The 12,321-nt window shown below is 72.2% G+C and carries 14 protein-coding genes; 7 read left to right on the top strand and 7 right to left on the bottom strand.

Annotated elements, in window-relative coordinates; translation table 11 throughout:
• The first annotated feature begins 25 nt into the window (after nt 1–25).
• Nucleotides 26–490, top strand: a complete 465-nt coding sequence (locus tag OG245_RS21415; RefSeq protein ID WP_371625101.1) for a MarR family winged helix-turn-helix transcriptional regulator — start codon at nt 26–28, stop codon at nt 488–490.
• A 140-nt stretch (nt 491–630) separates the two neighbouring features.
• Here OG245_RS21415 and OG245_RS21410 read toward each other — a convergent pair whose 3' ends face one another.
• Complete coding sequence (locus OG245_RS21410) at nt 631–1,278, bottom strand: nitroreductase family protein (protein WP_371625100.1); 648 nt, start codon at nt 1,276–1,278, stop codon at nt 631–633.
• A 249-nt stretch (nt 1,279–1,527) separates the two neighbouring features.
• Between OG245_RS21410 and OG245_RS21405 the strand changes: the two genes are divergently transcribed.
• Entirely contained in the window at nt 1,528–1,989 is a 462-nt protein-coding gene (locus tag OG245_RS21405) for a MarR family winged helix-turn-helix transcriptional regulator (RefSeq protein ID WP_371625099.1), read from the top strand.
• Between the two features lie 28 nt (nt 1,990–2,017).
• Nucleotides 2,018–2,428, top strand: a complete 411-nt coding sequence (locus OG245_RS21400; RefSeq protein ID WP_371625098.1) for a hypothetical protein — start codon at nt 2,018–2,020, stop codon at nt 2,426–2,428.
• A 60-nt stretch (nt 2,429–2,488) separates the two neighbouring features.
• Here OG245_RS21400 and OG245_RS21395 read toward each other — a convergent pair whose 3' ends face one another.
• From OG245_RS21395 to OG245_RS21385, 3 genes are all read right to left on the bottom strand, one after another.
• Nucleotides 2,489–3,013: a GNAT family N-acetyltransferase gene (locus OG245_RS21395; protein WP_371625097.1), complete on the bottom strand. Its 525-nt coding sequence runs from the start codon at nt 3,011–3,013 to the stop codon at nt 2,489–2,491.
• A 103-nt stretch (nt 3,014–3,116) separates the two neighbouring features.
• On the bottom strand, nt 3,117–4,010 hold the full coding sequence (locus OG245_RS21390) for an ABC transporter permease (protein WP_371625096.1): 894 nt from the start codon (nt 4,008–4,010) through the stop codon (nt 3,117–3,119).
• Nucleotides 4,007–5,143 (bottom strand): ATP-binding cassette domain-containing protein, encoded by a 1,137-nt coding sequence (locus OG245_RS21385; RefSeq protein ID WP_371625095.1) that lies wholly within the window; start codon nt 5,141–5,143, stop codon nt 4,007–4,009. The genes OG245_RS21390 and OG245_RS21385 overlap by 4 nt, the downstream gene beginning before the upstream one ends.
• A gap of 128 nt (nt 5,144–5,271) precedes the next feature.
• Between OG245_RS21385 and OG245_RS21380 the strand changes: the two genes are divergently transcribed.
• Both OG245_RS21380 and OG245_RS21375 read left to right on the top strand, forming a co-directional pair.
• Nucleotides 5,272–6,171, top strand: coding sequence for a TetR/AcrR family transcriptional regulator (locus OG245_RS21380; RefSeq protein ID WP_371625094.1), 900 nt, complete (start codon nt 5,272–5,274; stop codon nt 6,169–6,171).
• 31 nt (nt 6,172–6,202) lie between these two features.
• Nucleotides 6,203–6,607 carry a PPOX class F420-dependent oxidoreductase gene (locus OG245_RS21375; protein WP_371625093.1) on the top strand — a complete coding sequence of 135 codons (405 nt, stop codon included), beginning with the start codon at nt 6,203–6,205 and terminating at the stop codon, nt 6,605–6,607.
• A gap of 90 nt (nt 6,608–6,697) precedes the next feature.
• Here the strand turns inward: OG245_RS21375 and OG245_RS21370 are convergent, their stop codons facing one another.
• A complete protein-coding gene (locus tag OG245_RS21370; protein WP_371625092.1) occupies nt 6,698–7,735 on the bottom strand; it encodes a WD40 repeat domain-containing protein in 1,038 nt (345 codons plus the stop codon).
• Between OG245_RS21370 and OG245_RS21365 the strand changes: the two genes are divergently transcribed.
• The gene (locus OG245_RS21365) at nt 7,734–8,498 is read left to right on the top strand and encodes a GDSL-type esterase/lipase family protein (RefSeq protein ID WP_371625091.1); all 765 of its coding nucleotides are present in this window, start codon (nt 7,734–7,736) and stop codon (nt 8,496–8,498) included. The genes OG245_RS21370 and OG245_RS21365 overlap by 2 nt on opposite strands.
• A 22-nt stretch (nt 8,499–8,520) precedes the next feature.
• On the opposite strand, the gene OG245_RS21360 is transcribed toward OG245_RS21365, so the two are convergent.
• Nucleotides 8,521–10,143: a right-handed parallel beta-helix repeat-containing protein gene (locus OG245_RS21360; protein ID WP_371625090.1), complete on the bottom strand. Its 1,623-nt coding sequence runs from the start codon at nt 10,141–10,143 to the stop codon at nt 8,521–8,523.
• 154 nt (nt 10,144–10,297) lie between these two features.
• A complete protein-coding gene (locus OG245_RS21355) occupies nt 10,298–10,936 on the bottom strand; it encodes a TetR/AcrR family transcriptional regulator (RefSeq protein ID WP_371625089.1) in 639 nt (212 codons plus the stop codon).
• 385 nt (nt 10,937–11,321) lie between these two features.
• Between OG245_RS21355 and OG245_RS21350 the strand changes: the two genes are divergently transcribed.
• Nucleotides 11,322–12,200 (top strand): hypothetical protein, encoded by an 879-nt coding sequence (locus tag OG245_RS21350; protein ID WP_371625088.1) that lies wholly within the window; start codon nt 11,322–11,324, stop codon nt 12,198–12,200.
• Nucleotides 12,201–12,321: the final 121 nt, after the last annotated feature.

Below are 12,321 nucleotides of genomic sequence, written 5' to 3'. Positions count from 1 at the left end.
CCGACCGCCTCGTTACGCTCCTCGCATGGACGCACCGCCACACTGGCTGACCCCGGAGCAGCAGGCCGCCTGGGACAGCTTCATCCGCATGCAGGAGAAGCTCATCGGACGGCTCTCACGCCAGGTTCAGACCGACTCCCGCATGTCTCCCGCCGACTACATCGTGCTGGCCAAACTCACCGAGGCCGGCGGGCGGATCCGCTTCATGGACCTGACCAAGCTGGTGGAGTGGGAGAAGAGCCGCATGTCCCATCAGGTGGGGCGGATGGCGAAACGCGGCCTGGTGACCAAGGAGGACTGCCCCGACGACGGACGCGGAGCGTTCGTCGTCGCCACCCCGGCAGGCCGGAAGGCGATCGAGGACGCCGCTCCCCTGCACGTCGAGCACGTCCGTCGACTGTTCATCGACGCCCTCACCCAGGAAGAGCTGGACTCGCTCTCCCGCATCGCGAACCGCGTCCTCTCGCACATGGAGAAGCAGCCCGACTGATCCGCTCCGGGACGGCGTCGCGAGGTACCGCACCGGGCATCGGGGAGGGCGGACCATCGGCTCGCCGACGTGGGCTCAGGCGGGTCCGAGCAGGTCGCGGAGGTTGCCCATGTGCGCCGTGGCGTCATGATCTTGCTCCACTACCACCGCTCCCAATGCAGGACCTGCTCCCGAGGAACCCGGCGGGCCGGCTTGAAGTCGGTACCGATGGTGAACGCCAACGGGATGAAGGCGGCGAGCATCACCTCGTCATGGGGCACGCCGAGTGCGTCGGCGAGTTCCTTCTCCAGCGGACCCTGGGCCGTGGTCCACACGGTGCCCAGCCCGCGGGCGCGCGCGGCGAGCATGAAGCTCCACACGGCCGGGAGGACGGACCCCCAGGTCATGGACTGGTCGAGCACGGAGGCGCCTTCCGTGCGGCCCTCGATGGCCGGGACGACGAAGGCGGGCACACGGTGGATGTTGTCGTGCAGGTGCCGCAGGCCGTCCGAGATCCGTTCCATGGTGCCGGGATGGGCGAACATGCGTGGCAGGTCCCGCTCGGTCGGAGGCTGCCCGCCTCCGGTGGTCAGCGCGCGGCGGAAGATGTCGCCGACGAGGCGGCGCCGGTCGGGGTCGGTGACGACGATGAAGTGCCAGCGCTGCCGGTTGCGCCCCGTCGGCGCCTGTGTGGCGAGGTCGATGCACTCTTCGATCAGAGACCGCGGCACCGGGCGCTCCAGGTCGAGGCGTTTGCGCACCGCGCGGGTGGTGGCCAGCAGTTGGTCGGGGGTCAGATCCAGCGTCACGAGGAGCCTCCTCGGGTGGTGGGTGTTGTCGCGGGCGACGCCCAGGCGCGGGCCCGGGTCTCGCGGCTGACGCGGGGGCGCAGGCCGCGGTGGACGCGAGGGTGGCGCCGGGCGACACCAACAGCATCAACGCACCAATGATTGGCCAGCAGATGATTGGCGAGCATACGATTCTCATCGTTGGCCGTCAAACAATCTGGGCACAGATGATTACTGCTACGGTGGCGACAGCCAGGAGGGAGACACCCCATGCCGTCCACCACCCCGCACCACACGAACACCGACTACTTCCCCCGGCTCGCCGCAGAGCGTTTGGACATCGCCCTGTGCCGGGCCTCAGCCGCGGTCGCCCGGGCGGCGGACGCCAGGGCCGGCGCGCTCGGGCTCGGCGTCGGTCAGCACCTGGTGCTGAAGATGCTCGGCGAAGTCGGTCCCAGCTCGCAGCGCGTCCTGAGCGACGAACTGCGCATCGACCGCAGCGTGATGGTCGGCCTCTGCGACGGCCTGGAACAGGCAGGCCACGTACGCCGCGAACGGGACGCCGCGGACCGTCGCGCGTACGCCGTCACCATCACCGACTCGGGCCGGCACGTCCTCGCCCGGGCCGAGGACGCCGTCCCCGAGTTCCTTGACGGAACCTTCCAAGCCCTCAGCCCCACGGAGCGCGGACAGCTCTCCAGCATCCTCGGCAAACTGCTGCACCTGCCGTAATCAGGAGACCGTGGTCCAGACTCGGAGCATGGGCGTTCCCGAACTGCTGGAAGCCGCTTCCCTGCTGGTTCCCGAGGAGATCGCCACCGAGAACGACATCACGGTGAACGACGTCTGGGGGTACCTCGCTCACGACGAGTGGGAAGTAGCCCTCAGCCTGCTGGAGGAGCTCGGCGACGGCCAGCGGCTCCCGCTCGGCCTCTGGGAGGCCCTGGCCACCGCAGCCGAACAGATGTGGCTGGAGAAGAGCGCGGCCTGGTGCCACTGGCGCAGCTACGAGACCCGCCACGGGATCATCCGAGCCGACCTCACCCTCCGGCCCGGCCAGGTGATCACCATGCACGAGGACCGGTCCGTGGCAGCAACCGCAGTCGTCCTGGAGGTCCAGCAACCACCGGCCGTCTCCACCGCAACGCCCGGCAGTTCAGGCCGACCCTGACCGGCCGGGGCGGCACGCAGGGCTCCGGGTCCCCGCCGAAGCCATCCGGCGCGACAGGCCCTAACGGGCCCCCGGCACAGGCGGGTTGCCCGTCCAGCGCCTCTCGCCGTCCTTCCACTCCCCGGTCGGCCGGAGGCCAGCCGCCGTGGCCACCGCCTCGGAGGCGGCGTGGTCGGGGTGGATGTGGGCGACGAGCTCCCGGACGCCTCCGGTCGCGACCAGGTGCGCCGCGAGGCCCTGCGCGGCCTCGCTCGCGTAGCCCCGGCCCTGCCACGGCGTCCCGACCACCCAGGCGATCTCCGCCCGGGGCCCCCGTACGGTGGCCTGGACGTATCCGGCGAGCCTGCCGTCCGCGCGGATCCGGAGCACCCAGTTCCACCACTGCTCCCCGGGGTCCGGCGAACCGGCGCTCTGCCGCTCGTACCGGGACCGCAGCGCGGCCGGGTCCGGTGGGCCGCCCCCGGTGAACACGTACAGCGCCGGGTCCGCGAGGACGGCCGCCATCTCCTCGGCGTACGCCGGTTCGAGGGGGAGCGCGTCGAGACGGGCGGTGGTGAAGGGCAGGGGCGTGGTGGTGGTCGGCACGGTGTCCGACCCTATGCCGAACCCGGGCCCCCGGCACCATGATTTCCGCAGCTCACGGCCGGCGCCCGGGCACCTTCACCTCACGACCGGTGCGCGGGCACCTTCACCGGCTCAGGCGCTGGAACCGCCGGACCGCCAGCGGCAGGAACACCAGCGTGATCACGAGCGGCCACACCAGAGCCATCAGCAGCGCGTGCTCCTCCACCCAGGTGCCGCCGCCCGCCACCGGGTTGCCGAACAGTTCGCGGGTGGCCGTCGCCGTCGAGGAGATCGGGTTCCAGGCCGCGATCGTGCCCAGCCAGCCCGGCATCAGGGACGGGGCCACGAAGGTGCTGGAGATCATCGTGACGGGGAAGGCCACCGCGTACAGCCCGCCCGCCGCCTCCGGGGTGGGCACCAGCATGCCGAGCCAGACGCCCACCCAGATCAGGCTGAACCGCAGCAGCAGGAGCAGCCCGAACGCCCCGAGGCCGGCCATCACCCCGCCGTCCGCGCGCCAGCCCATCAGCAGCGCGGTGACGGCCAGGATGGTCAGCTCGGCCGCGGCCACCACCAGGTCGGCGGCCCCGCGTCCGGAGGCGAAGGCGGAGGGCGCCATCGGCATGGACCGGAAGCGGTCGACGACCCCCTTGGCGGCGTCGGTGACGACGGCCACGGCGGTGTTCATGAAGCCCATGGCCATGGTCATGGCGAACATGCCGGGCATCAGGTACTCCCGGTAGTCCCCGCCCCCGGGCACCTTCATCGCGCTGCCGAAGACGTATCCGTAGAGGAGGACGGAGAGGATCGGGAAGCCGAGCTGCCAGACGACGGCGGAGGGGTGGCGCTGGTAGTGGGTGAGGGTGCGGCGGGTGATGTTCCAGCAGTCGGAGACCGCCCAGAACACAGAGCCGTGGTCGCGGACCGGGTCCGCCGCAGCCACAGCCGGAGCCGCAGCCACAGCCACAGCCGGAACTGGAGCCGCTGCCGCTGCCGGGTTCTTCTCGCGTGTGGTCATGCCGCCGCCACCTCCGCGGAGTCGTGGTTCTCGGTGCCGTGGTCCTCGGTGCCACGGTCCTCGGTGCCGTGATGGTCGGGGCCGCGACGCCCGGGATCGCGGTACTCGGCGGCCTGGTGGTCCTCGGCGTCTGGTGCCGTGCCGTGGCCCGTCAGGCGCAGGAACACGTCGTCCAGGCTCGGTCGGCGCAGTCCGATGTCCTCCACCGCGATCCCGTCGTCCTGGAGGCTCCGGGCCACCTCGGTGAGTGCGGCCACCCGGTCGGTGACCTGGGCGTGCACCCGGCGGGCGGTGGCGTCGGTGACGACGAGTCCACCCCCGGCCACCCGGTCGACCGTCCTCGCCACCGCGTCGAGGTCCCCCGCGTCGGCGGCCACCACCTCGATCCGGTCGCCGCCCACCCGGTCCTTCAGCGCGTCCGGGGTGTCGTCGGCGATGGCCCGTCCCCGGTCGATGACGGTGATGTGCGAGGCGAGCCTGTCCGCCTCGTCCAGGTACTGCGTGGTCAGCAGCACCGTCGTACCGCCCGCCACCAGCGCCCGGACCGCGTCCCAGACCTCGCCCCGGCCGCGCGGGTCGAGCCCGGTCGTCGGCTCGTCCAGGAAGAGCACGTCGGGCTGGAGGATCATCGAGGAGGCCAGGTCGAGCCGCCGCCGCATGCCGCCGCTGTACTCCTTGGCGCCCTTGTCGGCGGCCTCGGTCAGGTCGAACCGGTCCAGCAGTTCCCCGGCGCGCTGCCGGGCCCGGCGGTTGCCGAGGTGGAAGAGCCGTCCGAACATCTCCAGGTTCTGCCGCCCGGTGAGACCTTCGTCGACGGCCGCGTACTGGCCGGTGAGCCCGATCCGGCTCCGTACGCGGCGGGGTTCGCGCGCCACGTCGAGCCCGGCGACCTCCGCCCGGCCCGCGTCGTACCGCAGGAGCGTGGCGAGGACCCGCACGGCGGTGGTCTTGCCCGCCCCGTTCGGGCCGAGCAGGCCGTGGACGGTGCCGGGGCGCACGGCGAGGTCGAACCCGTCGAGCGCCCGCTTCTCCGTCCCGCCCTTCCCCCGGCCCCGGTACCGCTTCACGACGCCTTCGGCGAGCACCGCGTATCCGGAAGCGGACCCCGCCCCTCCGGTTTTAGGCATGAGCATGCTGCAACCCCCTGTTTCTCGAACTGACCGGAAGCCAACTGGGTACACCGTACCCTTGAATTGGGTACAGCGTACTCCTATACGGGTACGGCGTACCCAACTCCGCTCCGGAGCACTACGCTGACCTCATGGCGAAAGACGGATCGACAGCGGCGACGGACGGCACGACCACCGGGAGCGGCGACATCGCACGCAGCCTGGAGCTCCTGTGGGGCACCGGCGACCGCCCCAGCCGCGGCCCCAAACCGGGGCTCTCGCTGGACCGGATCGTCACCGCCGCCATCTCCGTCGCGGACGCGGAAGGGCTGGCCGCCGTCTCCATGCGCCGGCTCTCCGCCGATCTGGGCACGGGCACGATGTCGCTCTACCGGTACGTCCCCGGCAAGGCCGAACTGCTGGACCTGATGCTCGACCGGGTGCTGGGCGAACCCCTGCCCTCCCGTACGGAACCCCACGGCGGCACGGGACCCCACCGCGGCACGGGACCCGGCGACGCCCCCGCGCCCCCCGCCGACTGGCGGGCGTCCATCGACGCCATGGCCCGTACCTACCTGGACAACCTGCGCCGCCACCCCTGGCTCCTGAAGATCAACCAGGCCCGTACGGTGCTCGGTCCCAGCGCCCTGCGCGGCCTGGAGCTCTCCCTCACCGCGCTGCGGTCCATGGGGCTGCGCGACCCCGAGCTGATCAGCGTGATCATCACGGTCAACAGCTTCGTGGAGGGCCTGGCCCGCACCCAGGCCGACGAGGCGGAGGCAGTCCGGCAGACGGGGCTGAGCGACCAGGAGTTCTGGGACAACCAGCGCCCGTACCTGGAGCGGGCCATGCTCAGCGGCGCGTACCCGATGATGGCGGGCCTGTCGGAGGACACCTTCAGCTCCGAGTTCGACCACTTCGAGTTCGGGCTGCGGCGGCTGATCGCCGGTTTCGAGGCCCTGGTCGAGGAGCGGTCGGCCGACCGGACCGCTGGCCCAACCGCCGACCGGACGGCCGACCGGACGACGGACCGGGCGGCAGCCCGGAAGTGACAGCACCCCCGGCCCGTGCCCCAATGGATATATGGACGCCAGCCGGGAGCTCGCTCCTTTCGTCAAGCAGTACGCCGTCCTGCTGAGCACCCACCGGCAGGACGGGACCCCCGTCGGCACACCGGTCAACATCGCCGTCGAGGGCGATCACGCGTTCATCCGCACGTTCTCCTCCGCCTGGAAGGTCGACCGGATGCGCAACCACCCGCAGGTGGAGATCGCCCCCTGCACGGTCCGGGGCAGCCCCACCGGACCGCAGATCAGGGCGCACGCACGGCTGCTGCGGCCGGGCACGAAGGAGAACACGCACGCGGCGCGGATGCTGTCGCGCAAGTACCCCGTCGTGCAGGGCGTGCTCGTCCCGCTCGCGCACCGGCTGAAACGGGACCGGACCCTGCACTACGAGGTGTGGCCGGTGACGGACGACGACACCTGAGCGCAGCCGCCTCGCGAACACCCCGCGAGCGCGCCGACGAGCGCAGCGCACCGGCCGCCGGAAAGCTCCGGGAAGCCCTGGGAAGCTCCGCTACTTGCGGCGCCGCTTCAGCGCGAACCAGAGGGCCGCGACCCCGACGAGGACGGCGGCCCCGAGGCCCGCGTTGCCGCTGCCGCCCTCGCCGGCCTCGCCCGCGCCCTCCCGGTCGCCGCCCTTCGAGGGAGCCCCGGAGCCCTCGCCGGACCCTCCGCCGGACCCGGACCCGCTCCCCTTCCCGCCCTCCGTCTCCACGCGGACGACCTCACTGCGGGCCCCCTCCGAGCCGAACATCAGGGCCGAGCCGTCCGCCGTGTACGTCACCGACTCCGCCTGCCGCTGGAACGGGGCGGCGACCGACGTGTCCTCACCGAGGCGGCCGTCCTCGAAGGCGTACTCGCGGGCACTGAAGTACGAGCGCAGCACCAGCCGGGTCCCGTCGGGCGAGAACGCCCCGTCCGTGACCCACGGCACCTCGCCGACCCGCCGGAACACGTTCGCGGAGCCGGCGGTCAGCTTCGCGGGGCCTTCGTAGAGACCGCCGCCGTCCTCGTTCTTGGAGGCGATGTAGACGCGGCCGGTCTTCGGGTGGACCATCAGCGCCTCGGCGTTGCGGGCCCCGTCGGCGTACGTCACGTCGTACTGCACGGCCGTGACCGTGGCGTCGCGCAGGGTCTTCGGCTCGGGGAAGCGGTAGATCCAGACGTGGTCCCAGGTGCCGTCGAGGTTGTCGCCGATGTCACCGACGTACAGATCGCCGTCCGGCCCGATCGAGATGCCCTCGACGTCCCTCGGCTCGCCCACGCCCCGCATCGTGATGGTCGCGAGGGTCTTCCCGGTGCGGGAGTCGACGGCGTAGACGTGGGGGCCGTCGTCGCTGTCGTTGTGCGTCCAGTAGACGCCGGGGTGCGCGCGGCTGGCGGCGAGGCCGCTGGACTCGGTGATGCGGGGGTCCTCGATCGTGAAGTCACGGTCGGGCCGCCCGTCGTCGGCCACGGCCGGACCGGCCCCGGCGAACAGCGGAACGGTGACGGCGAGAGCGGCGGCGAGGGCGGCGGCGCGGCCCGCCGGGCCGGTCGGATACGAGCGCATGGCCCAAGTGTCCATCGTCACGTCGCAGGCCGGAGCCGTGATCGGCCATGATGACGCCATGCGTTTTCTCCCGGTCGGCGATTCCATGACCATCGGCGCCACCGGCGACTTCACCTGGCGCTACCGGATGTGGCAGCACTTCGAGGCGTTCCCGGGCCTCCCGTACGAGATCGTCGGCCCGCGCACGACGCTGTACGACATCGAGGCGAACGCCCCGGTCTCGCACGCGTACGCCGACCCGTCCTTCCCGCCCGCCGCCCGCCGGCACCTGTCCGGCTGGGGCGAGGGCTGGCTGCACATGGCCCCGGTGATCGCGGACGCGGTGCGCGAGACGGAGGCGGACGTGCTGCTGGTCTCGCTCGGCCTGATAGACCTCGGGTTCTACACGGACGCCGAGCAGACGGCGGCCAACGCCCGCGCGTTCGTCACGGCGGCGCGCACCGCGAACCCGCACCTGCGCATGGTGCTGCTCCCGGTGATACCGAACGTCCGGGCCGTGACGGACGCCCCCTTCGCCGCCTCCTGCGCCCGCTTCAACGAACTCCTCGCCAAGGCCGTGGCCGACCTCGACGAACCGTCCTCACCGCTCCTGCTGGCCTCGCACCCCACGGCGTACGACATCCGCACGGACACCTACGACGGCACCCACCCCGGCCCGACGGGCGAGCACAGACTCGCCGCCGCCTTCGCCGACGCGATGCACCAGGCGTGGGGGCTGGGCGGACCGTACGCCGGGCGGCACGCGACACCGGCCGCTGTCTGAGGCACGGCCCGCCCGGACCGGTTCAGCCGAGGTTTCCGTCCCCCACGGTCCCCGCGCCCCGGTCGCGGACCGCCGTGCCCCAGCCGCGCAGGTCGTTCCCGGTGATCCAGGCGGCCTGGCTGCCTGCCATCACACCCACTCCGGCCTCCGCGACGCCCCCCTCACCGACCCGGGCGACGTTGCCCCGGACCGACACGTTCACCGCGTTGCCGCCGATCCGGATCGCGTAGTTCCCGTCCGGGGCGCCGGTGCCCGCGCCGGTGATCCGGTTGTCGCGGACGGCGGCTTCGGAGGAGGCCACCGAGATCCCGTTGTGGGTGGCACCGAGCACGGTGTTCTGGGCGATGAGGGCCTCGGTCGACCCGGTGTCGACACCGATGCCGTCGCCTGCGATGTCCGACAGGTGGTTGCCGGTGATCACGGCGTGCGGGGACCGCTGCACCTGGATGCCCTGGCAGTTGCCGCCGGACGGGTGGCGGGTCGTGGCGACGATGTTGCCGGTGATCGTCGCCCCGTCCGTCTGGCTGACGTAGATCGCCGTCTCCCCGTTCGTCGCGCGGATCAGGTTGCCGCTGATGGCCACCGAACTGTTGCGCCCCGCACCCGAGTTGGATACCACAATGCCGCCGGAGCCCGCCCCGCGAATCGTGTTGCCGGTGATGGCGATGTCCTGGAGCGCGTTTCCCGAACCCGAACTCACGTAGATGCCGTTGACGGCCGCGGAGTCGATGGTGTTGTCGGCGATCACCGACTGCTGCCAGTCGGTGGCGCGGATCCCGTAGGCCCCGCTGCTCTCCACACGGTTGGCCAGCACGCGGATGTTCCGGTGGAGCGGCCGGTGTCCGTCGGCGGACGCGACGTAGTGGTCACCGCAGAGGGCGTCGTACGGGGAGTCGACGTCGGGCCGGGAATTGCGCATCACGCATCCCGTGATCAGGACGTCCTCGCAAGGGGTGCCGTCGAAGTCCGGGGCGGGCAGGTTGGCGGCGTTGGTCGCGCCGGTGATCTGCACGGCCTCCAGCCGGTTCGGCACGGTCGGAGTTCCGGTCCCGGCGTACACGCCGTCGAAGAGACAGTCGACGATCCGGGCCCGCCGCACCGCGTTGAGTTCGATCGCGTGCGCTTGGGGCACATCGAGAACGGTCGCATCCCGGATGGTGAACCCGTCGGCGTGCGTGAACACGAAGGCGGGGCACGTCGAGGTGAACCGGCTGCCACGCATGTCCCACGTACCGCCGAAGACGGATATGTTCCCGGCGCCCCCGTAGCCGGCCACCGCGGGCATACCGCTGGTGTAGTTCTTGATGAGGGCCGAGGTGTTGCCTGTACGGAACAACCGGGCCCCGTAGGCCTGCACGGTCATGCCGGGCCCGAGCAACAGGGACTCCCCGAGCGGGTACGAGCCGGGCGGCACCCGCAGGGTCGCCCCGCCGCCGGCCACGGCCCGCGCGTCGGTGAGCGCGCTTCGGAACGCCGCGGTGTCGTCGGCCACGCCGTCCCCGACCGCGCCGTAGGCCCGGACGTCGAAGACGGGGCCGGCCGCCGCTGCCGGTGCGGCGGCGGCCGTCCCGGCGGCCGCCAACTGCGCGGCGCCGGCCCCGCCGAGGAGTCCGCCGGTAGCCAGCATCAGGGCACGTCTGTCCATGGTTCGTCCGTCCATCGGTGAGCGGGTGGCCGCGGGGACCACAGCTCCGCCGCGCCCCACACGGTCCGGAGGATACGACGCATCCTGCCACGGGCCGTGGCCTGCACCCCGCCGACCGGGAGCACCCGCCCCGGAGGGGGCCGACCCGCCCCGCTCACCCGCTCCGCGCCCCCAGCATCGACAGCGCCAGCTGGGTCAGTTCCCCCGAGACCTCCTCCGGTCGGGCCCGGCGGCTGCGGCGGGTGTGGTGGGCCATCAGCTCGTGCACCGAGCCGACCATCACCATCACGTCCACCCGGTGGTCCCGGTCCTCCGCCTCGCCGCGCTCCACCGCCCGTTCGGCCTCGCCGGTCAGGAACTCCGTCCACAGGGCCCGCCAGAGCTTGCAGTGCTCGTCCACCACCGCGCTCACGCCCAGCACTTCGACGAACGTCACCCGGGCCTCGCGCGGGTCGCTGGTGACGGTCTCCACGTACGCGTCGAAGAGCAGCCGGACCCGCTCCCCGATCGAGCGCTTGTCGATGCCGTCCACCAGGAGGGCGTTCTCCGCCGCCCGCAGCCCGGTCGTCGTGACCCGGTTGTGGAGGGCGATGAGCAGCCCCTCCCGGGAGCCGTACTCCTGACGCAGCACCTCGACCGGCACACCGGCCGCCGCGCACACATCATGCTCGGCGGTGGCGCGGTATCCATTGACGCCGTACAACTCTCTGGCTGCTTCCAGAAGTTGTTCCCGCGCCTGGGCGCGCGCGGCGTCCCCGGGCCCGGTCCGCTGAACCGTCCAGCTCTCCGCCACCGGTCCTCCTTGAGCACAAGGTGCGGGAGAGGGGCCTGCGCGCCTCTGCACGAACCGCCGCCCCATTGTGCTCGCCCCACCGCCGTCCGGACTGCCACGCCACACCCATATGGGGGAATACCCGCACGCGGAAACGCTTCTTCTTTGCGCGCCCCGGATGCGCCCCAAACTCACCCCGTACTCCTCGGGGACTCACCCCACGAAAGCCCCGACCGAGCCCCGGCGACACCCCGGCCGCACTCGGGCAGAGCGCCGCCGAAGCACTGCCCGAGCGTCGCGAACCCCGCCTTGAACGCGTTCAAACACCTCTGGCACCATGGTCCTGGCTGCCGCCCCGATAAGGGCGCGCCGCGTGCATCGCCGTGCGCAAGGGGGGACTTGAACGGTGGAGAAGAAGCGTCCGTACGGGCTGTCGCTGCTGCTCTCGATCCTGGCCCTGCTCATCGAAGCGGTCATCGCGTCCATCGTGGCCGTCGTGTACGGCTTCACGCAGGAATCGCCGAGCGCGGGGGGCGGTTCGGTGATGTTCGTCTTCTTCCTGCCCGTGCTCGCCGTGTTCGGGACCGCGGTCGCGGGCGTGCTGTCCGTGGTCCTCGTCCTCCCGACCGTCTGGCTGAGCGGCGCGCTGGGACGCCGGTTCGGCGGGCGTGAGGCGTGGTGGTGGGTTCCGGCGGTGGCGGCGGCCGTCTCCCTCGTTCTCGTCGTCGCGCTGTCCGGCGGTACGGGGCCTGCCGGCATCGCGGTGGCCTGGCCGCTGACGACGGCCGCGCTCACCGTTCCGGCGCTGCTCTGGCGGTCGCGCCGGGAGCGGATCTTCGGGCCGGTGCTGCTGTGGGGGCTGGTCGCCGTGGTCCTCACCGCCGTCCTCGGCGGCGTCGGTCTGGCGACGGGGGCCATTCCCCAGTACCGTCCGCCGGCGGTCACCTCGGCGGAGCTGGTCGGGCGCTGGTCCGACGGCCGCGGCGGAACGATCGCGTTCACGGCGGACGGCCGGGTCGCCGTCGTCGGTCTCGGCGCCGAGGACGACACCGACGGCGGTGACGACAGCGACAGCGAACCCGACGCGTGTACGGGGCAGGGCACCTGGACGTACGAAGCCGGTGGGGACACGAGGTCGCAGGTGTTGAACATCCACGTCGCCCCGTGCAGGTTCGGCTACTGGAACGTCGGCGGCACGGAGAGCCGGCCCACCCTCTACCAGTCCATCGGCGACCCGGACTCCGGGGACCTGTACGAGCTGTCTAGGACGTCCGGCGGCTCCTGACCGGGCGCCCCCCTGCCACCGGTGCCGTGCGCCCCGGCCACCACCCGCGCCGTGCGCCCGACCCACGGCCCCCGGCCACCACCCGCGCCGTGCGCCCGACCCACGGCCCCCGGCCACCACC

The organism is Streptomyces sp. NBC_01116 (assembly GCF_041435495.1).
Classification (GTDB): Bacteria; Actinomycetota; Actinomycetes; order Streptomycetales; family Streptomycetaceae; genus Streptomyces.
Note: the sequence above shows the minus strand (reverse complement) of the source record. Positions and strands in the feature narration are given on the sequence as shown.

Excerpts from the sequence above, each read along its gene's own strand:
- OG245_RS21415 (WP_371625101.1), top strand. The coding sequence starts at position 26 with ATGGACGCACCGCCACACTGGCTGACCCCGGAGCAGCAGGCCGCCTGG.
- OG245_RS21405 (WP_371625099.1), top strand. The coding sequence starts at position 1,528 with ATGCCGTCCACCACCCCGCACCACACGAACACCGACTACTTCCCCCGG.
- OG245_RS21400 (WP_371625098.1), top strand. The coding sequence starts at position 2,018 with ATGGGCGTTCCCGAACTGCTGGAAGCCGCTTCCCTGCTGGTTCCCGAG.
- OG245_RS21390 (WP_371625096.1), bottom strand. The coding sequence starts at position 4,010 with ATGACCACACGCGAGAAGAACCCGGCAGCGGCAGCGGCTCCAGTTCCG.
- OG245_RS21385 (WP_371625095.1), bottom strand. The coding sequence starts at position 5,143 with ATGCTCATGCCTAAAACCGGAGGGGCGGGGTCCGCTTCCGGATACGCG.
- OG245_RS21380 (WP_371625094.1), top strand. The coding sequence starts at position 5,272 with ATGGCGAAAGACGGATCGACAGCGGCGACGGACGGCACGACCACCGGG.
- OG245_RS21375 (WP_371625093.1), top strand. The coding sequence starts at position 6,203 with ATGGACGCCAGCCGGGAGCTCGCTCCTTTCGTCAAGCAGTACGCCGTC.
- OG245_RS21365 (WP_371625091.1), top strand. The coding sequence starts at position 7,734 with ATGGCCCAAGTGTCCATCGTCACGTCGCAGGCCGGAGCCGTGATCGGC.
- OG245_RS21370 (WP_371625092.1), bottom strand. The coding sequence starts at position 7,735 with ATGCGCTCGTATCCGACCGGCCCGGCGGGCCGCGCCGCCGCCCTCGCC.
- OG245_RS21360 (WP_371625090.1), bottom strand. The coding sequence starts at position 10,143 with ATGGACAGACGTGCCCTGATGCTGGCTACCGGCGGACTCCTCGGCGGG.